The sequence below is a fragment of the Brevibacillus sp. HB1.4B genome, from assembly GCF_013284285.1.
Classification (GTDB): Bacteria; Bacillota; Bacilli; order Brevibacillales; family Brevibacillaceae; genus Brevibacillus; species Brevibacillus porteri.
This window is the reverse complement of sequence record NZ_JABSUT010000001.1, coordinates 17,261-42,537: the sequence shown is the minus strand read 5'-3', so window position 1 is coordinate 42,537 and position 25,277 is coordinate 17,261. Positions and strand designations below refer to the sequence as shown.

Below are 25,277 nucleotides of genomic sequence, written 5' to 3'. Positions count from 1 at the left end.
GCTAGTCACCCTTTCCGCAGCCGGGGATTAAAGATTTGTTCCAGCGAGTAGCCAGCAAAAGCAAACCCGATGACCAACGCTGTAATTAACACACCCGGCGGCAAGATCCACCATAGCCATGCATCTGTCAGGAAAGCACTTCGCGCCTGTGCATAATACAGGGTCGTTCCCCAGCTTTTATTCAAAGGGTCGCCCAGCCCTAGAAAACTGAGGGAAGCCTCCAACAAGATGGCATTGCTTGCCGCCATGATGAATTGCGATAAGGCGATCGGTACGACTCCCGGCAAAATATGACGGAACATCACGGTAGGAACGCTGCTGCCAATTGATCGCGCGGCCTCCACGAACCCTTTCGTTTTTATCGTAAGGACCTGTGAGCGAACCACCCTAGCAGGAGATGCCCAGGTCAATACGGTAATGACGAAAATGAGATTCCAAAAGCTCGGACCGATAAACGCGGCGAGTAAAATCATCAATGGCAAAAAAGGCACAACGAGTACCAAATCTACCAGTCTCATGAAAGCAGAATCGATTTTTCCCCCGAAGTAACCGGCAACGATCCCCACAAGAGAACCAAGCAAAATAGAAAACAACGCAGCTAAAATACCGATCGTCAGCGAAATGCGCGAGCCGTATAGGAGCTCGCTAAAGATGTCTTGTCCAACGTCATTGGTTCCGAGCACATAATCTCCGCCTGGCGGAAGAAATGGCGTGGCTACACGTTCGTCTGGGTCAAAAGGTGCTAAGAGTGGTGCCCCTAGCGCAACAATGACAAATAGAAGAAGGATGATGGTACCAATCGCCCCAAGTCGGCTAGACTGAAAAATGGTCCAGTACTGCAGCCATTTGCCTTTATCCATTGTTCCTTCCCACCTTTGGATCGAGAATCGGGTATAAGATGTCCGCTAGGAAGTTGGCGATGACTACGCTCAGCGTAATGATAAGAAATGCAGCCTGTATCACCGGATAGTCCCTGCTTAAGACGGCCTCAAACATCAGCCTGCCGATGCCTGGGTAAGCAAAAACGGTTTCAATCACCGTTGCTCCTCCAAAAATATTACCGAGACTGAGCATGAATACCGTAGCTACCGGGAGTAACGCATTCCGCATGGCATGACGGTATTTGATCATTTTTTCTTTAACGCCTTTGGCTCTGGCCATCATAATGTAGTCCTCGCCCAGCACGTTCAGCATCGAATAGCGCATCGTCATATAGGTTGTCGTAACGGTGATCAATACGAGTGTCACTAGCGGTAAAACGAGATGATGGGCAATGTCAGTAACTCGATCTAAGCCAGTCAAATTGCTCCATGCCGTCTGTGCCCCAAAGATAGGAAACAGACCCCATTGTGCGGCGAAAATCGCTACCAGAATCATGCCCAGCCAGAAGGACGGCATCGCGCTTAAAAACATGAAAATCGTCAAGAGACTAACATCGCTTCTTTTCCCCCACTTCCAAGCAGATATCGTCCCAAAAATGACGCCTAACAAGGTGGAAATCGCTAAATTCAATCCAGTTAACAGTAGCGTCCACGGCAACCGCTCCGAAATCAACTGCGTTATTGGCATCTTTTGTTGGTAGGAATAACCGAAATCCATCGTCGCCATATTCCCCAAATAGATGAAGTATTGCTCCAAAAGTGATTGATTTAATCCGTGTGCCTCTAATATGGCCTCCTTCTCTTCCGTCGTCATAAGCATGATGTCTTCTCCAGCTATATACGCGAGGGGACTCCCTGGCATCAAACGAGGGAGGAGAAAGTTCAATGTCAGCATAATAAAAATAACAAAAATATATTGAGTGACCTTGCCTGTTAGAAATCGGGTCATGAGTACACCTCTTCTTTCGATAATCAACAGGATCAAATGGTTCCCCCGCAATAACCTGGTGGAGCATGACTGCAGGGGAAGCTGTCAACATGCTTACCGTTCGTTGTTCGTTTTTCTTCTACTGAGCAAGTACCATCCACCCGCTACGACGACGATCATGATGAGAATGGTCACGATCGAGGTCGTGCCTTTTCCTGTATTCGCATTCGCTTGTTCTTGCGTGCTTGCAGGTGTTGCTGCTGGCTGTTCCGTTGTCACAGCGGCTTTTTCGCCATTGGAAACAAAGGAGAGCTTGTTGATGATGCCTTTCCCATCCTGGAATACCCACCCATCGTATTTAGCGGGATTGTACGCACTAATTTCCTCTGCATAGTACAAGGGGACGATCGGATAATCTTTGGCTACCTGCTCTTGCATCTGATTGATAATCTGTTGGCGTTTTTCCGGTTCCAATGTCTCATCGAGCTGCTCAGCCAGCTTGTCAAACGCTGCACTTTTGAATCCGCCAATATTGGTTCCCCCTTTGCCAGCTAGATCGGAGTGGAACAAATCAATCAATCTGGCAGGGAACAGCTGCATCGTAGTCGACCAGCCAAACATCGTCATGTCATAATTCCGGCCTTTGGTGACATCATATTCGGGCCAGACAAGACTAATCACGGTATCGGGGTCCATCGGTCGAACTTTCATATCAATCCCGATGGTTTTCATCCATCCCGCAATGATTTCGGCAGATCGTATGCTAGAAGGATTGTTTGATTGGACCAGATTGACGAGTTCGAGCTTGTTGCCATCTGGCGCCTCTCGTAGGCCGTCATTGTCCGTGTCTTTATACCCTGCTTGTTCAAGAATGGATTTGGCTTGTTCGACATCGGTCTTATGTACGACTGCCTTGTTGTAAGAAGAAGTAGCTGGATGAATAAAGCCGGGACTTCCTTTTGTGCCAAAACCGAGCAATACCGTATCTACCAAGTATTGCGGATCGATAGCAAGACTTATCGCTTGGCGAAATTTTTGATCGGACATCGGGAACTTTTCAGCGTTGAATTGGAGAAACGTTGTAGCAAAACCGGGGCCTCTTTCCACTTTAATAGACGGATTGCTTTCAAACTCTTTGACGAGTTCCGGCTGGACTCTGCGACTGATGACATCCAGCTGCCCTGCCTTTAATGCTGTAAACATGGCGTTAGCTTCTGCGATGATGGGGATGACTAACGTATCGATTGCCGGTTTTCCTTTAAAGTACTGCGGGTTCGCTTTCAGCTTATAAAATTGATCCTTTTTGTAATCCTCTAAAATGAAAGGACCGCTCCCCAAGGAATTGTTAAAGTTATCAGGATCAGTCACAGAGCTCCAAATATGTTTCGGAAGAATCGGCAAATCAGCGAGAGGTTGAATGAAGAAATCTGGTTCAGGCTTCTCAAGCTCCATGATCACAGTGGTTGGGTCGGGTGTTTGAATGGTTTTCACGAGTGCAGCTGGGGTTGTAAAGCGGGATTTTTTATATTTCAACAGGTATTCGTAGGTGAATTTCACATCCTCTGAGGTCAAAGGCTTTCCATCCTGCCACAAGATTTGGTCATGCAAAATCATTTTGTATTGCTTGCCGTCTTCGGATACCGTGAATTCTTTAACCAGCCAAGGAATCGGTTTGTTGCCTTTATCGAGGATAAATAGCGGGTCGTAGAGAAGATTGACCAGCTCGAGTCCAGGAAAACCGGTATTGTATGTGTACAGATTCAAGGAGCGTTCATCCTGTGTGATCCCAAGCTTCACCTCCCTGTGATTCTCGGCACCAGCCGGAACAACGAACAATGTGGAAAACAGAGCGATGAGCAGCCATATGATCCCGACTCGATTATGCTTCATCCGACATCTCTCTCCTAGTAGTTAATCAGTTCTTTCAAATGGAAGTTCCCATCACGTTTATATGCTTCTGCTAATGCAAAATGACCATGCGTTGCCAAACCGTGATACACATGAATGGCTTGATCGAGTACCTTGTGCACGGCTCTTCCCTTTTCGTAGTCAGAGGGTAACGCGGTAAACCCAGGGACGATAGCCTCCATTGCCTTCGCATCGACTGCTTCTTCAAAATGTCGGCCACTGAACTCCATCTGACTGTGCAAGACATCCATCGCTCGATTTTTTTGTTCCCACACCGACGAAATATCAACGACACAGTTGGGATGATGCGGAGTCATGTAATAGATCGTCGGGATCGGGTGAGCTTCCAAGCCAGGCATTTCATCTAAAGCAAACTCCCGGCTGGCCAATGCGATACTTTCCAAAATCAAAATCATGGCTTGTCTACGGTCTGGGTCCAAGTCGTGAAAGGAATGCTCTGGGTCCTGCGTAATGATAATATCTGGCTTCACTTCTCGGATAATCCGTACAAGCTTTTTCTTGGACTCCGGACTGACATCTACATAACCGGATTGAAAACCGGGAAAATACATCTGAACCCCCAATACCGCTGCCGCCTCTGTAACCTGCGGGCGTGATTTTTCGCTAGACAGCATGATCGAGGCGTACGATTCCCCTCCATTGTTCACGTTAATGGCAAGAGCACCGCCACACTCCACCACTTCCATGCCGTACACACCTAACAGCAACATTTTCTTGCCCATTTTTTCATCTCCCTTATCATCCTGTTTGATTGATATTTTCTGTATTATGAAAATATTCTGACTTGATGATACTATACCCCACTAACCTATATTTCGCAATAATAAAAAAGCTTCATTTCTGAAGCTTTTTATTTCATCAGCTTATTCATCGTGGTTAACAGCTCGTCAATGACTGCGCTGTCCCCTTCTTGGATACGTTCAATCACACAGGATTTCATATGCCCTTCCAAAAGGATACGTCCCACTGAATTTAAGGCAGATTGTACCGCAGCAATTTGATTCAAGACATCATCACAGTAAGTATCCTTCTCCACCATGCCTTTAATCCCGCGAATCTGTCCCTCAATCCGATTGAGTCGTGCCTGCAAGTTTTGCTTGGTTTTTTCTGAATGATGACTGTTTCGATCAGATGTATGACAAGACTGTACAACGTTCAATTCTGCACTTGACAATGAGATTCCTCCTCTAATCATCCTAGCAAACATACGCTTCGATTATAATCTAAATTTTCAAAACGTAGCAAGTTCCATATTCACATATTCATCAGGAAGACAGCCCCAATTCTTTTCGGACATTTTCCAATCCATATCGCTCAACGAACTTGAAAAACTTCTCTCTCTTTTTCCCTTGCGTCTGATACAACGTAATCATGCTTTGGACGATGGAGGATAATTGTTCTTCCTTCACCTGCTCGACCAGGAGCTCGGCTGTTTTGGCCCCCATTGTTTTCGATTGACCTCCGACGTAGATTTCAAAGGTTTCTTTTCGCTTGACGATCCCAATATCTTTTACCAACGGCTCTCCACAGGCATTCGGGCAACCCGTATAACCGACTCTCATCGTAAAAGGAACGGCCATCCCTGCAATCGTATCATTCAAATTTCTTGCTGCCTCTAGCCCTTCAATCTCTGCTCCTTTGCAAAAAGAACAGACAGACAAATTCTTCACAACAGAGCCCGTTTCGTACACGCATAAGCCTTTTTCACGCAGCGCTTTTTTGGCATCGTCAGCCTTCTCTTCATTCATCTCGACAATAAGCTGCTGAAAGATTGAAAGTTCAATTTGTGCATCCTCGCCAACGATTTGACCGATCGCCACCATATCTGTTGGTGTAAACACAGAACCGCCGACACGAATTTCTGGACTTACGGCAAACTGTACACGCTTCAAAAGGCATTCCTCCTACACGATTTGAATTTGTAACATTCAGTCAACCGAAGACTTTATGAAAGGCTGCAATTTTATAATCACAGCCTTTCCCACAACCTTTGCTTAAACGACATCGTATCCTTGATCTTCAATGGTCTCTTTCACATTTTCCAGCGAAACAACGGATTCATCAAATGTCACGCTTACCTGATTGTCAGCAAGGCTTACCGTTGCTTTGCTAACCCCGTCTACTTTTTGAAGAGCACCTTCTATGGAGATGACGCAGTGATTGCAGGACATTCCTTGTACGTTCAAAGTGACATTCATTTTACATCCTCCTTTGTTTTTGGGAAGCTTTATTTGATTCTATTTTACAATACCCCTGTAGGGTATACAATACCCAATTTACATTTTCCTGCTGTGTACCTACAAAAAAGCTCCCCTCTATAAAAGACGGGGAGTTTTTCCTTACGCTTCTTGGCTGAGATGATTTCTGGTGGGAACAAAAAACACTTGCTCCACCTCCTTCGCGGATAATGGACGACTGTAATAGTACCCTTGTATTTCCTTGCAATGATTTTCTGTCAAAATATCTAACTGATCCTTCGTTTCAATGCCTTCTGCAATTACATCCAATTTCAGATGCTTCGCCATCGAAATAATAGTGGCCACAATGGCTTTATCGTTATCATTTCGAGACAGGTCTGTTATGAAGGAGCGGTCAATCTTTAGTTTGTGGATCGGGAACTTTTTCAAATAGCTCAAAGAGCTGTAACCGGTTCCAAAATCATCCAAGCTAATTCTCGTTCCAATTTTGTTTAACTCATGCAGGATACTGATCGATACTGCCGGGTCCATCATCATGCTCTCTGTGATTTCCAGTTCCAAAAAGTGTGGGCCAAGCTTAGTTTCCTCGAGGATATTTTTGATGTACTGGACTAGGTTCCGTTGGTGGAATTGATGGGAGGACAAATTGACGGAGACGGGTATCAACGGTCCCCCTCCATCATGCCACTGCTTCATTTGTCTGCACGCTTCGCGAAGCACCCACGTACCAATCTCATAGATCAGCCCTGTCTCTTCAGCAATAGGGATAAACACTCCTGGTGAAAGCATCCCTTTGGTCGGATGATTCCACCTGACGAGCGCCTCGACTCCGATCATGCGATTACTTTCCGCATGAAATTGAGGTTGGTAGTACACTACCAGCTCATTACGTTCAATTGCTTTTCTGAGATCACTTTCTATCTCAATATTTTCCAGCAATTGCACATCAAACTCGGGCGTATAGAACAGGTGACCATTTTTCCCCTGTTTTTTCACCTCGTACATGGCCGTATCCGCTTTTTTGAGCAGCGCGACAGCATCCGTTCCGTGGTCTGGGAATATCGCTGTTCCAATACTTGCTGATATGTAAAATTCACTGTCTTTTAGCGAGAATGGCTGTTTCAACGCTTCAATGATCTTATCCGCTAAACTCGCCGCTTCCCTACGGTCCGCTCGTGTTTTGCAGAGGATGGTAAATTCATCTCCACCCATACGAGCAATTGTTGCATGGTACCCTTCCGCACTCTTTACGATTCTGTCGCTGACCCCCTGCAAAAAGATATCGCCGTAGGAGTGACCCAAGGAATCATTGATCATTTTGAAACGATCGATGTCGAGAACCATGACAGCAAAGCTGGTTGAATCTTGGCTGCTTTTTTCAATAGATTGATGGAGGACTTGATTAAACTTTCTTCGATTTGGTAAGTCGGTCAGCTCATCGTGATAAGCCAAATACCTGATTTTTTCTTTCACGCGATTCTCTTCGGTAATATCCTTCACAATGATGTGATTCCCAACAACTTCTCCCTCAATTTCAACCGGGACATTGAGTACACTCAGCTCTACGCGATTTCCGTTCGGATGAAAGATGGCCGTCTCAAAATTATTACGATTGGACTGAAAAGACTGGGCAAAAGAATCTTTGGTGATGTCCCTTTTCTCCTCAACTATATGCATGCCAATCTTCGATACATGTTGATGGATGAATTCTTCCTCCCGTAGTCCACCAATCTTCGTGACAGCTGGGTTCATTTGGATAATACATCCACCTGTATCTAAGGAAATAATGCCGTACTCATTATTTTTATAAAGGGAACGATACCAGCTTTCACTTTCCTGAATGACCGTATCTTTTTGCAAGAGTCGTTTGTTAATAAACAAGCCGAACAATGTAATGCCCATCAGTAAAAAGGTGGCCAAGACAATGATATAGGCCAAGGTCTCCGGTTCGATCTGCGTTTCTATCTCGGTTGTCGGCACTTCCGTTACGTAGAAATGCGCTGCAACCATCCCGGTGTAATGCATACCCGCGATTGCAGCTCCCATAATGAGTGAGCTGCCCAATTTGTATAAATATGCGTATTTCGATTGATCACGGCGAAAGTAAAACAAGAGCCAAAGTGCCGCTGCCGAAGCAGTCGCTGCAATGATAATGGATAAAATAACGATCCACATATCGTATGTAATTTCGATAATCATCGCGGCCATTCCCACGTAGTGCATCCCAGATATTCCAGCAGCCATAAGAATTCCCGCAATAACTAGCTGTCTTGCATTGAGGTTGCTTTTCGTGACGGTAAACAAGGCTATGCTTGAGACAAAAATGGCAAGAATAACAGATAGGATGACATACTCCATGTCATAAAGAACCTTAATTGGGAGGGTAAGTGCCAGCATTCCGACAAAATGCATGGACCATATTCCGAGCCCCATCGTTGTGGCACCAAATATCAACCAGAGTAGCTGATGCTTCCCCTTACTTGTACTCACTCTGGCTGCCAGGTTGAGAGCAGAAAAAGAAGCTGCAACCGCGATTAAATAAGAGAGTATCACAAGGAAACTGTCGTACGTCCCATGTATCTGATGATCCAAGCTCCTTCACCGCCTTCCTTTTGTAAAATCTCGATGGTCTCACTTAAACCATGCTACCTGATTCACCATAACGATTTACCTGCAAGAAGGAATCGATTTCTTTCGTGGGCAGCGGTTTACTGTAGAAGTACCCTTGGACTTCATTGCACATTTGTTCCTTTAGAAAATCAACATGTTCTTGTGTTTCTACACCCTCTGCAATAACAGCAATTTTCATGTTGTGTGCCATATCGATGATCGTTTTAATAATCGCTTGATTCCGTGGATTCAAATTCCGGACAAAGGATTGGTCGATTTTTAGCCGATCAATCGGAAATTGACTTAGATAGCTCAATGAACTGTAGCCCGTCCCGAAATCATCGATACTGATGCTAATCCCGAGACCTTTCAAACGATTCAAAATCCGAATTGTATAGTCTACATTTAGCGCCATGCTTTCCGTGATTTCCAGCTCCAAGTATTGCGGAGATAAGCCCGTCTCTTCAAGGATCGAGGTAATCATCTCAATGAGATTGTTTTGCATAAATTGGCGTAAGGATATATTCACCGCAACCGCCAGCTGAGTAAAGCCTGTTTCCTGCCATACTTTTATCTGTTGGCATGCCGTTCGCATTACCCATTCTCCAAGCGGTACGATTAAGCCTGTTTCTTCTGCGATCGGGATAAATTGAATAGGTGGAATGAGACCAAGATCTGGATGTTCCCAACGAATCAACGCCTCCATACCGATAATCTGGCCCGTCTGTAAATGAATCTTCGGTTGGTAGTGCAGCGTAAATTGTTTCTCATCCAAAGCTTTTCGCAGCTCTCTTTCAAGCTGTAGCTTTTTGGCTAAAATCTGATGTAGCTCCTCCGAGAAAAATTGATAATTGTTTTTCCCTTGCTCTTTTGCCAAATACATGGCAGCGTCTGCATGCTTCAATAGCGCTTCAATATCGTCTCCATCTTCCGGATACATGCTGATGCCGATACTTGGTGTGATAAAGATTTCGATATGGTCTAACGTAATCGATTCGGACATGCTCGTGATGATTCGCTGCGCAATTTCACCAACTTCTTTGTGTGTGACACCTGTGAGAAAGATGGCGAACTCATCTCCGCCTAGTCGAGAAACAGAATCCCCTTTTCGCAAACACCCGATGAGACGATTGGCTACTGCTTGTAAAAGGACATCCCCTATGGAGTGACCCAGCGTATCATTGATGTTTTTAAATCGATCCAAATCGATGAACATGACGCCGATGTTCTCATCTTTTTGTTTTGCTTTGAGCATCGCCTCTGCCAGCTTTTCATGAAAAAGCGTTCGATTAGGCAGGTTGGTTAAGGAATCGTAATGGGCCATGTAGCGAATCGTCTCTTCCGCCTTTTTTCTCTCGGTGATGTCAATCATGGAGCCTACCATTTCCACGATCTCCCCATTTTCCTCAATAGGTGACAACGTAATGTAATAGTCATTTCCGGATAGTTTCAGTTCGAAGGTAACGGGCTCGCCAGCAAACGCTCTGCGAAAATAGCTTTCCATATGCTCTGCTACCTCATAAGGAAAGATTTCATACGACGTTTTTCTCAGCATCCTCTCAGACGTTAGCCCGAGCTCTTCCGCCATTTTCCCTTCACACAAGGTATAGGTGATGTTCCCTTTCGGATCTGTCACGATCTTGAACACACAGTTTTGCAAGTTTTGGACCGTCCTGCGAAAATCGTTCTGCAATGCTTCTGCCAAAGCTGCCTCTGCTTCAATGCGGTCGGTAATATCCGTACGGATCGAAACATATTGATACGGAACTCCCCGGTCGTCTAGAAATGGCACGATGGTCGTATTCATCCAGTATTCATTGCCGTCTTTGGCGCGATTCTTCACTTCGCCCTTCCAAACACGTCCTTGCTTGATCGTTTCCCACATCAATTTAAAAAACGACTTGGAATGATAGCGAGAGTTAATGACCCTATGTGTATTTCCAACTAATTCATCCACTTCGTATCTGGAGATTTCACAAAACTTGTCATTTACATAGGTAATGACGCCTTTGTCGTCTGTAATCGCTACAATCGAAGATTCATCCAGTGCATTTTTGATATCGTGCAAGTCCTTCATCGTCTTTGATAGAGACTCTTCCATCTGCTTGCGTTTCGTGATGTCCGTCCCGATTGCCACGTACTGATAAAGGAATCCACTGTCGTTCATGAATGGCACTAGCGTCATGCTAAGCCAATATTCCGTACCGTCCTTTGCCCGATTTTTCATCTCGCCTTTCCATACTTTTCCTCGGCTGATGGTCTCCCATAGAGATTTAAAATAGTCTTGCGGATGGAAACCGGAATCGACGATGTTATGGTTTTCTCCGATTAATTCCTCTCTACTAAACTTGGATATTTCGCAGAAGTTGTGATTGACGTAGGTGATGATTCCTTTTTCATCTGTGATCGAAATAACAGATGACTCTTCCAATGCAGATAATGCATACTTTACATCTCTGATTTGATTAAACACATGGCACCCCCGCCTGTTCTCGCCTTACAATTGAAACTTACGGATGGAATGCTGCAGCTCTTCTGCCATTTCGGCGAGTGTACTGGAAGCGGTTGTAATCTGTTCCATAGAAGCTGTTTGTTCTTGTACAGAAGCAACTACGCTTTGTGTGTTTTCCGCTGCCATCCTTGAAACATGCGCAATTCCCTCTATAAATTCCACTACGGAAACAGTTCCGTTATTGGCTTCATTGATTTGTCCTGACATTTCTTGTGTTCTTTTCGAGACTTCGTCTACTACACCCAAGATTTTGTAGAAGGCAACTCCAGCTTGTTCGATCATGATGACTCCTTCTTTAACAGCTACGTCCCCTTGACTCATGACGTGAATCGCCTTTTCCGTATCTCTTTGAATATCTCCGATGATGGAAGCGATCTGCGAAGCTGCTTGCGCGGATTGTTCTGCTAATTTGCGAACTTCATCTGCTACGACTGCGAATCCTCTTCCCTGTTCTCCCGCTCTCGCCGCTTCAATCGCTGCGTTTAACGCCAATAAATTCGTTTGACTCGCGATTTCCGTAATAATCGAAATGATGGAACCAACTTCTTTTGATTTTTCACCGAGCATATTGACCACTTCGGTAGAAGAGCTCACTCTTTGATTAATCTCATTCATTTGTTCGATTGATTTGGCAACCACTTCATTGCCTTCGGTTGCTGTTTTGTTCGCTTCAACGGATGAGCTGATCGCATGATCCATGCTCATTGATACTTGCTGCATGACTTGCGAGATGCTCACGGCAATCTGTGTGGCATTCTCCGCATCATTTACTTGCTGTTCAGCACCTGCTGCAATATCTTGGATCGATTGGGATACGTTCTCTGCTGTCTGGCGTGTTAATTCGGAGCTGGCTGTCAATTCCTCGGAGGAGGCGGCTACTTGTTGTGAATGGAAGGAGACTCGTTCTAATAAATCTTGCAGATTGTGCTTCATTTGGGAAAAATGGCGGGCTAGTTCACCGATTTCGTCGCGATTCTTGATTTGAATATCTGCTGAGGCCAAGTTCCCTGCAGCAATTTGTTCTGCTGCATGCGTGATCAGTAAAACGGGACGAGAAATGGCACGTCCAATCATGAGGGCAATACCTACTCCTGTGAGAAGAGCAAGTAAGCTAAGCAAGATAACAAGGAGCTTCGTAGATTGAATATTGCTATCCAGCTCGGCAATATCTTGTTCTAACAGTTTCTGTTCGAGAGCAACAAATTCTTGGGCTTTTTGTATAAACAATTCGCCGACTGGCGTACATTCATCTCTGACCAAGCGCGTGTACTCTTCTACTTTGTTTTGTTGCTTTAACGCTACAACCCGCTCAATAATTTCCTCGTGTTGGGCATGCAGCTCGTTCATCTCTGTTACAAGTTTTTCCCCTTCAGCATTCATACCCATTTTGGATAGTTCGGAAGTAAGCTCTTTATAACTGTCATTTGCCTTCGTATACCCCGCCAGATAACTGTCATCGCCTACAATGACGTATCCTCGTGCATACTTTTGTCGTTCACTGACACTTGCAATAATGTCCTTGGATAGCATCTCCTTGTTAATTCGGTCTTCTATCATTGTCCGATAACGAGAATCGATGGATGCAATCTGAGAATAACCAATGCCTGCGACTGCCGCTAAAAGTAATAACACTGCCAAAAATCCTAAAAAAAGCTTTTTCCTTACCGTCAACTTCATAATAGTTGTTTCCTCCATCGAAATTCTACGAATTATTCCTGCATTCTGTGAAATATGTAAGTTATTTAATAATCCCTTTCTCTTATGTAACGGCATTTTCTATAGGTCTTTTGAACTTTTTTATCATACAACATCGTTCTGTAACATTTATAGAATTCTTTTCGACAATGAAAAAGCCCCGACTGCCAAGGCGGACGAGGCTTGCATATCCATTTATGCGGCTACTTTTTCTTGCATGGCTATCGTTTTGGCGCCCGAAAACCTGCTTGCTGCGCTTCTTCCTCCGTCGCAAACCACACCTCCGCTTTTGTTTGCTCGTAGCTAGCGGAGCCTGAAACGTGATAGATTTTCTCGCCTTTGCTGTTGATATTGCCCTTGATGGTTTTGCCTTCAGGTGGCGCGGTGACAGCCGCCGTATTGTCCTTGGACTGTTTTTGGGGCTTGGCTTTTTCCTTAGGAGCCTCTGCCTGCTGCCCTTCTAAAGCCCACAGCCCGCGATTCTGCTCCCGTGCTTCCCGCTCCGCTGCCAGGAACAATTCTGCTTGAGCTACATTCGGTGGGATCGTCATGATCCGGGCGTAGCCATCACGAACGAGCTTTTCATTGACAAAGGTTCCATCTTCCAAATATACGTAAGCAAGCAAACGCTTGTACTTGTCATAAGGCTCGACATCGAACTTCAGCTTGACCTTTTTGCCAGTTAAAAGCTCCTTGGAGTAATTGCTCGCTTCTTTTCCATACAGTTCGACCGGATGGTTGGGTTTTACTGTCTCTGGGGTATCTACGCCAATCATACGGACTTTTTCCCCGCTGTCCAACTCGAATGTATCGCCATCAACCACTCGTTTGATCACAGCATCTATCTCGCCGTTAGCTTCTGGCTGACCGGACGCTCCACATGCCGATAGCAAAAGAACCAGTGCGAGCAGAAATACGGTTAATCGTTTCATAGACTTCCTTCTCCTCTTCTACGTTGCATTGTTTTCCAGCGTAGTGGATTTGCCAACCCAGGTCAATAGGATAGAAAAGCAGTCCGTTTTTTCCTAACGAAAAAAACGACCTTCACGCAAAGGTCGTTTTGTCTATACGTCCAGATTTTAGTCACGATCGGCGCTAAACAAGAACAACAGGACGACCACGACAATAATAATCCATATAAATTCCTCGTTTTCGCGATCAAAAAAACCGTCAAACAGACCCATGGCGGAGTCCTCCTTTCCTTCTCGCTACAGCCTATGCAAAAGTCTAGACGCGTGCCAGTAGTTGGAAGAGCCCAAAAGTAAAATGCGTGTTCAAAAGTCGACTTTTTGAAAAAACGTTTCGGGAATGAATTACTTACAAGTAGACAAGATCAAATGCGTATAGGTACCTAGCTGTTTTCCTTCATTCGTAAAACCAAGATTGGCAAGCTCCTGTAGCAATCGGGAGCGATCGGCATAACAGCGGTCCTGAATATCTGCTATCACTCTCGTATAACCTGCCTCCCTTAGGGTATCAAGATGAGCTTGTCTATGCGCCTGATCCTCAAACATTAAATCGGCAATGACCAACCGTCCCCCTGGTTTTAACACGCGGCGACATTCCGCCAAGGCAAGCTGCTTCTGATCATCCGTCAAATGGTGCAAGGCGTAACTCGTAGCCACAAAGTCAAACCGATTTTCTAAAAATGGAAATGCGAAAAAGGTTCCCAGCTTTGTCTCGACCTCTGGGTGTTTCGCTCTGCATTGCTTCAGCATTTGCGGAGATTGGTCGAACCCGCTCATCCTGGCTCCTTTTTTCACGAGACGCCCTGCGAGGTTTCCTGTACCCGTTCCGGCATCCAGACCGCACTCTCCTGATTTAACCGCAACAGTCGCAACAACCTCATCCAGCACGTTTTCGTATGATTCATGACCATTCCCGCCATGTACCCATTCGTCATAGCGGTCCGCCCATTCATTAAAATTCCATCGATCCACCCAGTTATCCCGTGTCTGCTTCAATCGCTTGTTCGCTTCTGCCAATGTAAACAGCTCGCCTGGATCAATCGATTCTCTACCCTTTATCCGTTCAATCATCGCTTCTGTCGTTTGGATGACTTTGCTCATTTCTACCCATCTTGTATACATAAACGAACGCTGCAGCTCTAAATAATGGAGAAGACTGCCTTCCTGATCTTTCATTTGAATCAGGAGCTCCCGAATGTCTTCTACCGCCATCCCGACCTCGCGCAGTGTCATGATGGTTTGCAGCCTCCAGACATCTTCCTCTGTGAACTGGCGATACCCGGACGCATCTGCTTTCGATGGCTTGATCAGCCCTTTTTCTTCATAATATCGAATCGCACGCGGAGTTATTTGCAAGCGATGGGCCATGTCTTTGATTTGCATGGAACTCTCTCCCTGTATCATTCTTTTTCTATCATAAACCTTGACGCAGCGTGAATGTACAGAACGAATGAAAAAAAGCTGCCGGATTCTTTCCGACAGCTCGTTTCTATCATATTAATGTGTCGCCGGCTCAGAAATTTGCTGGAGAGCGTCACTCGCCTCATCGTGGTGAACTTGACGAACAGCCATATCTGCCAACGCCACAATTCCGACCAGCTTGCCTTTCTCGACAACAGGCAATCGACGAATTTGATGCTGGGCCATGATCCTGGCCGCTTCATCGACAGTCGTTCCTGGTTGCCCAAGAATAATGTCCCGTGTCATGACCACCTCGGTGGCAGTCGATCCCTCATGCTTTTCAGCCAAACCGCGAATGACGATATCGCGGTCCGTAATGATCCCGATCACATCCTCTTTTTCATCCACAACCGGAATGACCCCTACATTCCAATCGCGCATTTTGCAAGCCACTTCATACACATTATCCTTAAGCGTCACAGTAGCGACATCTTTTGTCATAATTTCGCGCAATGTGCGATTTTCCAGCTTCGCCATTTCATTCTCCTCCTTTTGCTAATCAACGATTGTAGTTTGTCCTCTCCTCTATCGTTTCATGCGCAAGAAAGAGTATGATATATTGCGCTTCTTCCAAAAACAGACTATGATTAATAAGTGAATATCTCACCCATTTTTAGGAGGAAAAAGAATGGTCATTAAGGACACGGGAATTGGCACGAAAGAAGTCTTTTTCGCCGATCTGGAGCACTACATGAGCGAACTCGGCTTTGATCGCGGCGCTTGGGATTACAAGCATGCTACATACGATTATAAAATCCATGATAAAGGCAATGTCTTCTACCTGCGTATCGAAGCGAACGTATCAGAAGGCAAACTTGAGGATTCGCACTCCGTACTGAAGCTCGAAGATCCTTATATGGGCAAACATCTTTTCCCACACGGTCTGGATTACGATTACCCAATGCCAGACTCCGTTGTAAAAACAGCGAAATTGAAGCTGCAAATGCTGGGCGAAAAGCTGTCCTCACACTAAAAAATGAAATGGCACGGTGTACAGAGAGGAATCCCCTCTCTGTTTCACGTAGAGGGGGGGTATTTTTATGAAGACGAGGGGCGTACCTGACTTCTTGCTCCTGTTTTTGACCGCCCTACTTGTTGGGTTTGGCATAACCATGGTGCTCAGCTCCAGCTCTATTTTCGCATTGACCAGTTTTACAAGTGGCGGCTGTGATTATTGTGGCGGAGATGAGCTTTATTTCGTGAAACGTCAATCGGTTTTCTTGCTGGTCGGTGTCGTTGGGATGCTGGTGGCCATGAACATTCCCTTCTCCTTTTATAAGAGAAATTTCTTATTGATTGCGCTCGTCAGCTTCTTTTCTTTGCTCCTGGTTCTTATTCCAGGTATTGGTAAGCAAGTTAACGGAGCTCGATCGTGGTTTGAAATCGGTTCTGCAACCATTCAGCCTGCGGAGTTTGCCAAGCTTGGCCTTATTCTGTACTTGGCAGCGATCATCTCCAAAAAAGGAAACGGGATACAAAAGCTGAAATCCGGTTTGATGCCCCCACTGATGGTAACGGGGATGTTTTTTATGCTAATTGTAGTCCAACCCGACCTTGGTTCTGCCGCCATCTTGCTCGGATGCGCTTTGATTGTCATGATCTGCGGTGGGGCCAAAATCCGCCAATTGATCGGTCTCGGTGCACCGGCTGTGACTGTTGCCCTATTGGTATACATCACAGCAAAGCCCCATGCCTTAAATCGGATTTACTCTTATCTCAATCCGTGGAGTGATATGGACGGTACTGGCTACAACATCATTCAATCCTGGATTGCAATTGCACATGGCGGTCTGACTGGGACAGGCTTTGGAAAAAGCATTCAAAAGTATTTGTATCTGCCGGAGAGGCATACCGATTTTATTTTCTCGATCATGACAGAAGAGCTTGGTTTTATCGGCGCCTCTGTGTTCCTCTTGATCTATTTGCTTTTCCTGCTGCGCGGCATCCATATTTGTCTGCGCGTAAAAGACACCTTTGCCAGTCTGGCAGGAATCGGTGTTGTCAGCATGTTCGCCATTCAGGCGATCCTAAACATTGGCGGAGTAACGGGTTTGATTCCACTGACAGGTGTACCACTGCCGTTTATCAGTTATGGTGGTTCCTCTTTACTTGTATGTCTGCTCGCCACTGGCTTTTTGCTCAGTATATCGCGGGAAGTCAGTCGCCAGAAGGTAGAAGAGCAATTACAAAAACAGCCATATGCCATGTAAGAAACAAATATAAGGGATACCGGATGCGTCCAGTATCCCTTTTTTCTTACTCATTTCGAAGGAGTTCGATTGTTTCCACCCGTACATTCACGGCTTCCACATAAAGACCTGTCAATGTTTCCACCGCTTCTTTTACTTTTTCCTGTAGGACGTGACAGACGTGATGGATCTGCGCCCCATAACGGATGGATACACGCATGTCAATGGTGACTCTGTCTTCTATTACGGAAACGGTAATGCCTTTCGCGCCGCCATTCAGCTTTTTCGCCAAATCTTGATAGATTCCGCCTGAACGAACTGTGACTTCCAATACTTCTTCTACAGCAACCCCAGCAATGATCGCGATCACCTGATCTGCTACTCTGATTTCGCCAAGTCCATCAGCCATCAGGACGCCCTCCTCTTCGCCCGTTTCGTACTTCTCCCACTGGTTTTCATTTGCCTTTTCTTTCATTATAAACAAATCATGCTTGGGCTTGGAAGGAAATTTGTTTTTTTCTCTCCGTTAGTGTCGGAGATGTGCAATGAATGTCAACGAGTGTCAACTGATCTGCAGCAAGCGCCTCCCGCAATACCGACTCCAAGGTATGTACCTCTTTGACGACCTTGCCACTGATTCCGCAAGCATTCGCCAATTGTTGAAAATCTGGATTACGCAATTTCACTCCAAAAGGGATCAAGCCCGCCTGACTCATTTTGACCTCCTCCAATCCTAATGTCCCATTGTTCACCACGAGAATCACAATCGGAAGTTGGAGCTCGGCCGCTGTCATAAGTTCTGCCAGATTCATTTGCAATCCCCCGTCCCCAGCGACGCAGACGACCTGTTTCTCAGGATAGGTGAGCTTTGCAGCCACAGCCGCAGGCAACCCAAATCCCATCGTCCGCCACTTCCCTGAAAAGAGTGGGGTCTGTTTTTTCCCACGGAACGCACGATTAAACCAGATCGTGTGCTCACCCGTATCTAGGACGATAATCGCATCTTCATTGACCACTCCCCCAAGCGTATGCATCAAGGTTTGTGGTTTTACTTGCTCACTCGCTTGTTGAATGACTGCTTGCTCTGTCTCCCTGCCAAACTCTCCATGCCACCGCTTGATCTGTTCCTGCCACGCATCGTCCTGTCTGCGCGATTGCAATCGTCTCATCCAGATCGGCAGAACATCGTCCAATTCAGCCGTGACAGACTGGAGGTAGGGATGTGCATGTATCGATCCAGGCTGATGATCTACTTGAATGACGGACAGTTTCTTTGGCAAAAAAGCGCGAGGGAACCAGCTCGCTCCCAAAATCAGCAACAAATCTGCTTCCGCTAATGCATGTAACGTTGTTTCGCTGCCCCCTTCTCCCCATCCGCCGATCACCAGTGGATGAGATTCATCTACCGCCCCTTTTGCTCCGAGCGACAGCAACACGCCTGCCCCTAGCTGTTCCGCTAGCTTCACACACGAATCCGCCAACTTGCGGGCACCGATACCAAGCAGTATGAGAGGCTTTTGCGCTTTCGCAACCTGCTCGCAAGCGAGCTCGATCTCCATTCGATCAGGATAAATGGCATGTGGAATGCGTGGAAGTGCTGGAAGGACTGCATCTGAAGTCGATTGCGTAAAGACGTCCTTGCAAATGGAGAGATGTGTCACTCCTTTTTGCTGCATCGCTGTGACAAATGCTTTGTGCAAAACACTTTGGATGGCATCTGGATGCGTAATCGTCGTCGAATAAAAACTGATGGGCCGTATCATGTCTTCTTGTGAGATAAACTGCTTGTACGCGCCACCCAGCTTGTATGTCTCCACTTGACCTGTAATTGCAATGACAGGTGCGTGATCTGTATGCGCATCTGCAAGTCCATTCATCAAATTCACGAAACCCGGCCCCATTGTCGCGGTACAAACAGCCGGAATTCCCGTCAGTTTTGCTTCCGCACTTGCCATCATAGCCGCAGCAGATTCATGCTTGCAGGCAATATATTGAATGTCGGATTGCTTCGCGATCTGATCCAGCCAGGCAAAGATACCGTCACCTGCCACCCCGTATATTCGTTTTACTCCCCATCTGATCAATTGTTCCGTCAAAAATTGCGCGACCTGCATCAAAATCTTCCCCTTCCAGAACTAAAGTGGAAATACATTACTCGTAGTCTACGCATTCTCCAATATTTTACTAAGGCCAAAATGACGGAAGTTGGAGAACCTAACAATAATCAACTGATATTCAAATCCATACCCGAAGGAGGGTAAGAAATGAAACAGCCTGTCAAATGGCTGCTAGCTGTAGTAGTATTCGCACTTCTGGTTACGACTGCGGTTATGGTATCTCCGTTGCGCTCAGATGCATTCAGTAAGCAGATCGTCAAAGTAGGGGCAGAAGGCTCAGACGTGCGTGAAATGCAGTATCGTTTGAAGCACCTTGGATTTTATACGGGAAAAGTAGACGGCGTATTCGGGTGGCGTTCATATTGGGCGTTGCGTAACTTTCAGTATGAGTTTGGTATGACCGTAGATGGTGTCCTCGGCTCGCAAACGAAAGTAAAGCTGTACAACGCAACGAAAAATTATAAGCCTACTGCTTCTGATCTCGGGGTTCCACAAACCGCAACTCCAGCACCGTCGAAGCCTACTACGCCTTCTAAACCTACGTATCACGCAGCGGGAGTATCAGAGAACGACCTGCGCTTGATGGCGAATGCCGTGTACGGAGAATCGCGTGGAGAGCCTTATATTGGCCAAGTAGCAGTTGCTGCTGTTATTCTGAACCGGACGAAGAACGCATCCTTTCCCAATACACCAGCGGGCGTTATCTTCGAACCTCGTGCCTTTACAGCTGTTGCGGATGGTCAGATTTGGCTGGCACCGAACGAGCAGGCAAAAAAAGCAGTGAATGATGCGCTTAAAGGTTGGGACCCAACAGACGGTGCCATTTATTATTTCAACCCGGATACAGCTACATCCGGTTGGATTTGGAGCCGCCCTCAAATCAAAAAGATCGGCAGACACATTTTTTGCCGCTAGCATTCCATAAAAAACAGGCACAACAGTCGTAAGCTGCGTGCCTGTTTTCCTTTTTCGCGTTTCATTTCGAACGTTGTGATTGCATGTGCTGGGCCATTTTGACGAAACGCTCTTCCGGTTCTGTGGTCCCGCAAACTCCACATTGTATCATGTAGTTCTCACCTTTGTACGGCTGGTGAAACATATCGAGCTGTTCTTGATGGAGTTCCGCTACGACTTCGCCTGACTGTGGGTCCAGTCTAATATAGCGAGGGGTCTGCTCGATGACAGTGAACCTCATCCGATTCGATTTACATGTCGGGCACAACAAAGGCTGGGTCAAAAAAAACACCTCACTTTTCTTGTTCATGGTTAGTTTTGTCCAGAACAGGAACTCTATACCTATGAGGTTTTAGGGATGAGTAAAAACTACTGAGGTGATGATATGAACTTGAGACTCTTTTTCTCATTAGTAGGCGGAAGCATGCTGTTAGCTCTTTACGCCCACTATTTTTCTGGAAATGAAATGCTCCAATTCGTCACGTCTTCACTTGCCATCATTTTTTTGGCGGCTTGGCTCGGAAAATCGACAGAGAGCGTCGCCCATTATGCTGGGGACCGAATCGGCGGCTTTCTTAACGCTACCTTCGGAAATGCCGCAGAACTCATTATTGCTTTTTTCCTGGTGAAAGAAGGCTTATTCGATATGGTCAAGGCCTCTATCACGGGTGCAATCATCGGAAATATGCTGTTGGTTCTTGGCTTGAGCACGTTTCTGGGCGGTCTAAAATACAAAGAACAAACCTTTAATAGCAGACTGGCAAGTCACAATGCTTCCCTGATGACACTCGCGATCGTCGCTTTGTTCATACCGGCAGTCTTCATGTTCGATCTGCCTATGATCAAGGTGGAGATCATCAGCATCGTCATCGCCAGCCTGCTCATCATTGCCTACATTTTGTGGCTTATCTTCTCGATGATTACCCACAGCGATTTTTTATCGGATATCGAGCCGCAAGAAAGTGATGCGGTATGGTCAAAGGGTGTCTCTCTCTTAATGCTTGCTGTCTCCACTTTTTTCGTGGCCGTTGTCTCGGAATGGCTGGTAGAGGGTGTACAGCATGTCTCCGAATCGTTAGGGTGGTCGGAGTTATTCGTCGGTGCTTTTGTCATTGCGATCATCGGGAATGCCGCAGAGCACAGCGCTGCCTTGCTTTTGGCACTAAAAGGTCGCATCGGTGCAGCAGTCGAGATCGCGATCGGCTCCAGCCTGCAGATTGCCTTGTTCGTAGCCCCTACTCTCGTCATCATCAGTCTTTTGCTAGGAAATCCTATGGACATTGTGTTCACTACCTTTGAATTGGCTGCGATCGGAGTTGCTACCTTTATTACGATTTCCATCACACGGGATGGCGCTACGAACTGGTTTGAAGGTGTACTTCTGTTGACGGTGTATATTATTTTGGGTACGGTCTTTTTCTTCGCGTAGGGCGCAGGAATAAAACAAAGGCTCCGCCATCCTCTGTGGCGAAGCCTTTCGTTGTTTTACCAGATACCCAGCATTTGCAGGAAAACTGCCAGAATCGCGATAGGTGCTACATATTTAATCAGGAGAAGCCAAATGATAAACAAGCGTTTGCCCAGAGAAGTATGCGCCCCCAGCTCGTTTATCAAGGTCTCGCGCTTCATTTTCAAAGGAACGAAGATCGAAATGAGCAGCGCTCCAAGCGGCATCAAGATATTGCTGACCAAAAAGTCCATCGCATCGAAGATAGACTTGCCGAACAGCGTAACCTCGCTCCATACGCCGAATGACAAAGCCGATGGTACACCGACGATAAAAATCAACAGACCAATCACCCAGGCGAGACGTTTGCGTTTCTTTTCGTCTCCTTTTGCAAGAGAAGCAACGATAATTTCTAGCATGGAAAAAGCCGAAGTCAATGTAGCGAAAAGGAAAAGCGCCAAAAAGATTAACAGAAAAATGCTACCGAAGGCAATTTGTTCAAACACGGAAGGCAGTACGATAAACAGTAATCCCGGCCCCGCTGTTGGTTCTACTCCAAGGGAGAAGACTGCTGGGAAAATCGCCAAACCGGCAAACAGCGATACGAGCAGATTCAAACTGACAATCGATCCAGCAGAACGAACCAGACTTTCGTTTTTGGCAAGATACGAGCTGTACGTAACCATGACGGACACCCCGACGCTCAGCGCGAAAAAGGATTGACCCAATGCGTACAGGATCGATTCAGCACTCAGCTTGGAAAAATCAGGACGCAGAAAGAAGGAAACCCCATCCATCGCCCCATCCAACGTCAAGGAACGAACCATCAATACCATAAATAAAAGGAACAAACCAGGCATCATGTACTTGTTAGCGGACTCAATTCCACTCTGTACGCCTCTCGCTACTACCCACGCAGTAATGAGCATGAAAACCAGCTGGGCGACTACTGCACTAACAGGATCACCGATGACGTCACCAAACACTTTGTCATAAGCTGGCCCTTGCAATTGACCAGTAAACCCGCGAAGAAGATAACTAAGAATCCAACCTCCCACCACACTGTAAAAGGACAAGAGCAAGAAGCAAGTGATCACACCAAGGCGACCGATCCAATGCCAGAGTGAGCCAGGCGCAATGGTTTTATACGCACTGATCGCCTCTTTTTGTGTACTGCGTCCGATTGTGAATTCTCCTAGCAACAACGGAAGACCAATTACTAGCGTAAAGATGATGAATAGCAGAAAGAACGCTCCACCACCGCTCGTTCCAACCATATAAGGAAATTTCCAAATGGCCCCCAGTCCAATCGCCGAGCCTGCCGCTGCCAAGATGAAGCCGAGCCTGCTCGTCCATTGTTCGGCTTGTTTCATAGTTTTCACCCTCCAAAGATATTCTTTTTATGCTCAAAAATGGATACAAAAAAACCCGCCCCAAAAAGGGACGAGTTACTTATTTCTCGCGGTACCACCCTACTTAGACATCCCCTATTGGCGATGCCTCGCTTCGTCATTGATAACGGGTATGACCCGGACTCTCCTACTGGCGGCGCCTGCGTTCAGAGGTCAGCTCAAGAGTGAATTCAACGGGGCTTACATCAGGCTGCTCTCAGTCTATGGCAGCCTTCCCTGTCATGCAGCAGGTCCGTTTACTAGTCTCTTTCCTCGCTTGTTTCTATGATTCGGTTGTTGGGCGTCTTGCGAAAATAAAAAAACCCGTCCAAAAAAGGGACGAGTTATTCGCGGTACCACCCTGATTAAGTGCACGGGATACAGATTCCCTACGCACTTCTCTCCATCATTGATAACGGGAATGACCCGATTCCTCCTACTAGGCAAATGCCATTGAGAGGGCTGCTCAGGAGGGAATTCTACGGGGCGCGCTTCAAAGCTGCTTTCAGTCTAAGGCAGCTTCTCCCTGACAAGCGGTGATTCCGCATACTAGTCTCCGTCATTGCATTTCAAAATTAATAAAAAATTATAGAGTTTAATTTAATATAAATATACGAAATAGGCAAGTGTTTTTTCTTTCAACAAAATGAAAAGCGAGGATAATCGCCGCTCTCCTCGCCTTACTTTTGATTAAACAGTTCATGAAGATGGGCCAATTTACGTTCCAATGACCCCATAATTTCTCGACCAATGTCTTCGCTAATCAGTCCTAAGCGGACCGCGTACTCTACTTCACGAGAAAGCCCGAACATTTGGGTATCCAGCACTTCTTCATACAGTGGGCACTGTGGCATGGTCAGGTTTTCCATCTGTACGTCGATCAGCTTGTAAATTTTGTCGGCGTCTGCTTGAAGCAACGCTAGCGCTTTTTGTTCCAGATCGGGAACCTTAATTTCTGTCAAAACCTATCCCTCCGTTTGCCTCCATCCTTATCATACATAGTACGCGATTCTGGGCCATTTGAAAAGGGGAGAAGACAGATCAACTGCAAGAAGCTAAAAGATACCAAGCTTCCACTCTTTTGAAAGCAGCTCCAACAGCTTGACACCGGCTACCGAATTTCCTTTTTCATCCAGGGCTGGACCGAACACGCCAATCCCCATTCGCTGTGGCACTGTTGCCATAATACCGCCGGCAACCCCACTTTTCGCGGGGATTCCTACGTCAATCGCAAACTCACCAGAGGCATTGTACATCCCACAAGTCACCATGAAAGTCTTGCAGATTCGCGCTACTTCTTCTGGAATCACTCTCTCACCTGTATTCACGAGAATTCCGTCTGCTGCAAGCACCATTCCTAGTGTCGCTACTTCCTTCGCTGTCACTTCTATCGAGCAATGGCGAAAATACAGATCAAGCGTCTCTTCTACATCCGTTTCCAGAATGCCGCTGTCCTTTAGAAACCAAGCGAGGGCACGATTGCGATCAGCCGTTTTCTTTTCAGAACAATAAACAGCTTGATTAATAGAAAGATGAGGATTCCCCGTCATTTTCCGCATCAAAGCCATCACAGCATCTAGCCGCTCGTCCACGTTGGCACCGCGAATCATGCCCGCAACCGCAATGGCTCCTGCATTGATCATCGGGTTCAGTGGTTTATGGGATTCGGTTGTCTCCAGCTTAATAATCGAATTAAACGGGTCTCCAGTTGGTTCTTTCCCCACATGCCGAAACACGTATTCCTTTCCGTTCTGGCATAAGGCGACGATCAGAGAGAAAATCTTGGAGATACTTTGCATCGAGAAAGGGACATCTGCATCCCCAGTAGAAAGGATCGTCCCATCGGGCAAGCATACAGCCACTCCCAATTGATGTGAATTGACTTTTGCCAATTCAGGGATGTAAGATGCTACACTCCCCTTGTTTGTATACGCAAGTGACTGGTTGCGTACTTGCTCCAATTGTTCGGACGCTTGTTTCAAATCCATCGAAAAACC

The 25,277-nt window shown here is 46.2% G+C and carries 23 protein-coding genes and 2 other annotated features; of the genes, 4 read left to right on the top strand and 19 right to left on the bottom strand.

Features of this window, described 5'->3' with window-relative positions; all coding sequences use genetic code 11:
- Positions 1 to 5: 5 nt before the first annotated feature.
- From HP398_RS00210 to HP398_RS00150, 13 genes are all read right to left on the bottom strand, one after another.
- Entirely contained in the window at positions 6 to 860 is an 855-nt protein-coding gene (locus HP398_RS00210) for an ABC transporter permease (protein WP_017247947.1), read from the bottom strand.
- Positions 853 to 1,830 (bottom strand): ABC transporter permease, encoded by a 978-nt coding sequence (locus tag HP398_RS00205; protein ID WP_173621529.1) that lies wholly within the window; start codon positions 1,828 to 1,830, stop codon positions 853 to 855. Before HP398_RS00205 ends, HP398_RS00210 begins: the two co-directional genes overlap by 8 nt.
- A 93-nt stretch (positions 1,831 to 1,923) precedes the next feature.
- Entirely contained in the window at positions 1,924 to 3,699 is a 1,776-nt protein-coding gene (locus HP398_RS00200) for an ABC transporter substrate-binding protein (protein ID WP_173621528.1), read from the bottom strand.
- A 14-nt stretch (positions 3,700 to 3,713) separates the two neighbouring features.
- Positions 3,714 to 4,460 carry a PIG-L deacetylase family protein gene (locus HP398_RS00195; RefSeq protein WP_017247944.1) on the bottom strand — a complete coding sequence of 249 codons (747 nt, stop codon included), beginning with the start codon at positions 4,458 to 4,460 and terminating at the stop codon, positions 3,714 to 3,716.
- Positions 4,461 to 4,588: 128 nt separating this feature from the next.
- Positions 4,589 to 4,912, bottom strand: coding sequence for a metal-sensitive transcriptional regulator (locus HP398_RS00190; RefSeq protein ID WP_017247943.1), 324 nt, complete (start codon positions 4,910 to 4,912; stop codon positions 4,589 to 4,591).
- 91 nt (positions 4,913 to 5,003) lie between these two features.
- Positions 5,004 to 5,630 (bottom strand): NAD(P)/FAD-dependent oxidoreductase, encoded by a 627-nt coding sequence (locus tag HP398_RS00185; protein ID WP_173621527.1) that lies wholly within the window; start codon positions 5,628 to 5,630, stop codon positions 5,004 to 5,006.
- 102 nt (positions 5,631 to 5,732) lie between these two features.
- Entirely contained in the window at positions 5,733 to 5,936 is a 204-nt protein-coding gene (copZ, locus tag HP398_RS00180; protein WP_017247941.1) for a copper chaperone CopZ, read from the bottom strand.
- 141 nt (positions 5,937 to 6,077) lie between these two features.
- Positions 6,078 to 8,528, bottom strand: a complete 2,451-nt coding sequence (locus tag HP398_RS00175; protein ID WP_173621526.1) for a bifunctional diguanylate cyclase/phosphodiesterase — start codon at positions 8,526 to 8,528, stop codon at positions 6,078 to 6,080.
- A 43-nt stretch (positions 8,529 to 8,571) separates the two neighbouring features.
- Complete coding sequence (locus HP398_RS00170; RefSeq protein WP_173621525.1) at positions 8,572 to 11,019, bottom strand: EAL domain-containing protein; 2,448 nt, start codon at positions 11,017 to 11,019, stop codon at positions 8,572 to 8,574.
- 24 nt (positions 11,020 to 11,043) lie between these two features.
- Positions 11,044 to 12,753 carry a methyl-accepting chemotaxis protein gene (locus HP398_RS00165; protein WP_254475764.1) on the bottom strand — a complete coding sequence of 570 codons (1,710 nt, stop codon included), beginning with the start codon at positions 12,751 to 12,753 and terminating at the stop codon, positions 11,044 to 11,046.
- A 221-nt stretch (positions 12,754 to 12,974) separates the two neighbouring features.
- Positions 12,975 to 13,685, bottom strand: a complete 711-nt coding sequence (locus HP398_RS00160) for a thermonuclease family protein (RefSeq protein ID WP_173621524.1) — start codon at positions 13,683 to 13,685, stop codon at positions 12,975 to 12,977.
- 381 nt (positions 13,686 to 14,066) lie between these two features.
- Positions 14,067 to 15,104 carry a MerR family transcriptional regulator gene (locus HP398_RS00155; RefSeq protein WP_173621523.1) on the bottom strand — a complete coding sequence of 346 codons (1,038 nt, stop codon included), beginning with the start codon at positions 15,102 to 15,104 and terminating at the stop codon, positions 14,067 to 14,069.
- Between the two features lie 114 nt (positions 15,105 to 15,218).
- Positions 15,219 to 15,659 (bottom strand): CBS domain-containing protein, encoded by a 441-nt coding sequence (locus tag HP398_RS00150; RefSeq protein WP_017247935.1) that lies wholly within the window; start codon positions 15,657 to 15,659, stop codon positions 15,219 to 15,221.
- A 151-nt stretch (positions 15,660 to 15,810) separates the two neighbouring features.
- Between HP398_RS00150 and HP398_RS00145 the strand changes: the two genes are divergently transcribed.
- Both HP398_RS00145 and ftsW read left to right on the top strand, forming a co-directional pair.
- Positions 15,811 to 16,155: a YugN family protein gene (locus tag HP398_RS00145; protein ID WP_017247934.1), complete on the top strand. Its 345-nt coding sequence runs from the start codon at positions 15,811 to 15,813 to the stop codon at positions 16,153 to 16,155.
- 67 nt (positions 16,156 to 16,222) lie between these two features.
- Positions 16,223 to 17,392: a putative lipid II flippase FtsW gene (gene ftsW / locus HP398_RS00140; RefSeq protein WP_017247933.1), complete on the top strand. Its 1,170-nt coding sequence runs from the start codon at positions 16,223 to 16,225 to the stop codon at positions 17,390 to 17,392.
- Positions 17,393 to 17,438: 46 nt separating this feature from the next.
- Here the strand turns inward: ftsW and HP398_RS00135 are convergent, their stop codons facing one another.
- Entirely contained in the window at positions 17,439 to 17,780 is a 342-nt protein-coding gene (locus HP398_RS00135) for an Asp23/Gls24 family envelope stress response protein (protein WP_017247932.1), read from the bottom strand.
- 76 nt (positions 17,781 to 17,856) lie between these two features.
- Positions 17,857 to 19,485 carry a thiamine pyrophosphate-binding protein gene (locus HP398_RS00130; protein WP_017247931.1) on the bottom strand — a complete coding sequence of 543 codons (1,629 nt, stop codon included), beginning with the start codon at positions 19,483 to 19,485 and terminating at the stop codon, positions 17,857 to 17,859.
- 150 nt (positions 19,486 to 19,635) lie between these two features.
- On the opposite strand from HP398_RS00130, the gene sleB reads away from it, so the two are divergent.
- The gene (gene sleB / locus HP398_RS00125; RefSeq protein ID WP_017247930.1) at positions 19,636 to 20,403 is read left to right on the top strand and encodes a spore cortex-lytic enzyme; all 768 of its coding nucleotides are present in this window, start codon (positions 19,636 to 19,638) and stop codon (positions 20,401 to 20,403) included.
- Positions 20,404 to 20,464: 61 nt separating this feature from the next.
- Here the strand turns inward: sleB and HP398_RS00120 are convergent, their stop codons facing one another.
- Complete coding sequence (locus tag HP398_RS00120) at positions 20,465 to 20,725, bottom strand: hypothetical protein (protein WP_017247929.1); 261 nt, start codon at positions 20,723 to 20,725, stop codon at positions 20,465 to 20,467.
- Between the two features lie 102 nt (positions 20,726 to 20,827).
- Between HP398_RS00120 and cax the strand changes: the two genes are divergently transcribed.
- Positions 20,828 to 21,871, top strand: coding sequence for a calcium/proton exchanger (cax, locus tag HP398_RS00115; RefSeq protein ID WP_026043017.1), 1,044 nt, complete (start codon positions 20,828 to 20,830; stop codon positions 21,869 to 21,871).
- A 56-nt stretch (positions 21,872 to 21,927) separates the two neighbouring features.
- Here cax and HP398_RS00110 read toward each other — a convergent pair whose 3' ends face one another.
- The 3 genes from HP398_RS00110 to glsA all read right to left on the bottom strand — a co-directional run bounded on the left by HP398_RS00110 (position 21,928) and on the right by glsA (position 25,268).
- On the bottom strand, positions 21,928 to 23,262 hold the full coding sequence (locus tag HP398_RS00110) for a sodium-dependent transporter (RefSeq protein WP_017247926.1): 1,335 nt from the start codon (positions 23,260 to 23,262) through the stop codon (positions 21,928 to 21,930).
- 63 nt (positions 23,263 to 23,325) lie between these two features.
- Positions 23,326 to 23,563 (bottom strand) — a binding site (T-box leader).
- A 49-nt stretch (positions 23,564 to 23,612) separates the two neighbouring features.
- Positions 23,613 to 23,852, bottom strand: a binding site (T-box leader).
- 108 nt (positions 23,853 to 23,960) lie between these two features.
- A complete protein-coding gene (locus HP398_RS00105; protein ID WP_007725848.1) occupies positions 23,961 to 24,242 on the bottom strand; it encodes an Fpa/YlaN family protein in 282 nt (93 codons plus the stop codon).
- A 93-nt stretch (positions 24,243 to 24,335) separates the two neighbouring features.
- Positions 24,336 to 25,268: a glutaminase A gene (glsA, locus tag HP398_RS00100; protein ID WP_017247925.1), complete on the bottom strand. Its 933-nt coding sequence runs from the start codon at positions 25,266 to 25,268 to the stop codon at positions 24,336 to 24,338.
- Positions 25,269 to 25,277 lie beyond the last annotated feature (9 nt).

Coding starts and splice junctions, on each gene's coding strand:
- HP398_RS00210 (WP_017247947.1), bottom strand. CDS start 860: ATGGATAAAGGCAAATGGCTGCAGTACTGGACCATTTTTCAGTCTAGC.
- HP398_RS00205 (WP_173621529.1), bottom strand. CDS start 1,830: ATGACCCGATTTCTAACAGGCAAGGTCACTCAATATATTTTTGTTATT.
- HP398_RS00200 (WP_173621528.1), bottom strand. CDS start 3,699: ATGAAGCATAATCGAGTCGGGATCATATGGCTGCTCATCGCTCTGTTT.
- HP398_RS00195 (WP_017247944.1), bottom strand. CDS start 4,460: ATGGGCAAGAAAATGTTGCTGTTAGGTGTGTACGGCATGGAAGTGGTG.
- copZ (WP_017247941.1), bottom strand. CDS start 5,936: ATGAATGTCACTTTGAACGTACAAGGAATGTCCTGCAATCACTGCGTC.
- HP398_RS00165 (WP_254475764.1), bottom strand. CDS start 12,753: ATGGAGGAAACAACTATTATGAAGTTGACGGTAAGGAAAAAGCTTTTT.
- HP398_RS00160 (WP_173621524.1), bottom strand. CDS start 13,685: ATGAAACGATTAACCGTATTTCTGCTCGCACTGGTTCTTTTGCTATCG.
- HP398_RS00155 (WP_173621523.1), bottom strand. CDS start 15,104: ATGCAAATCAAAGACATGGCCCATCGCTTGCAAATAACTCCGCGTGCG.
- HP398_RS00150 (WP_017247935.1), bottom strand. CDS start 15,659: ATGGCGAAGCTGGAAAATCGCACATTGCGCGAAATTATGACAAAAGAT.
- HP398_RS00145 (WP_017247934.1), top strand. CDS start 15,811: ATGGTCATTAAGGACACGGGAATTGGCACGAAAGAAGTCTTTTTCGCC.
- ftsW (WP_017247933.1), top strand. CDS start 16,223: ATGAAGACGAGGGGCGTACCTGACTTCTTGCTCCTGTTTTTGACCGCC.
- HP398_RS00135 (WP_017247932.1), bottom strand. CDS start 17,780: ATGGCTGATGGACTTGGCGAAATCAGAGTAGCAGATCAGGTGATCGCG.
- HP398_RS00130 (WP_017247931.1), bottom strand. CDS start 19,485: ATGCAGGTCGCGCAATTTTTGACGGAACAATTGATCAGATGGGGAGTA.
- sleB (WP_017247930.1), top strand. CDS start 19,636: ATGAAACAGCCTGTCAAATGGCTGCTAGCTGTAGTAGTATTCGCACTT.
- cax (WP_026043017.1), top strand. CDS start 20,828: ATGAACTTGAGACTCTTTTTCTCATTAGTAGGCGGAAGCATGCTGTTA.
- HP398_RS00110 (WP_017247926.1), bottom strand. CDS start 23,262: ATGAAACAAGCCGAACAATGGACGAGCAGGCTCGGCTTCATCTTGGCA.
- glsA (WP_017247925.1), bottom strand. CDS start 25,268: ATGGATTTGAAACAAGCGTCCGAACAATTGGAGCAAGTACGCAACCAG.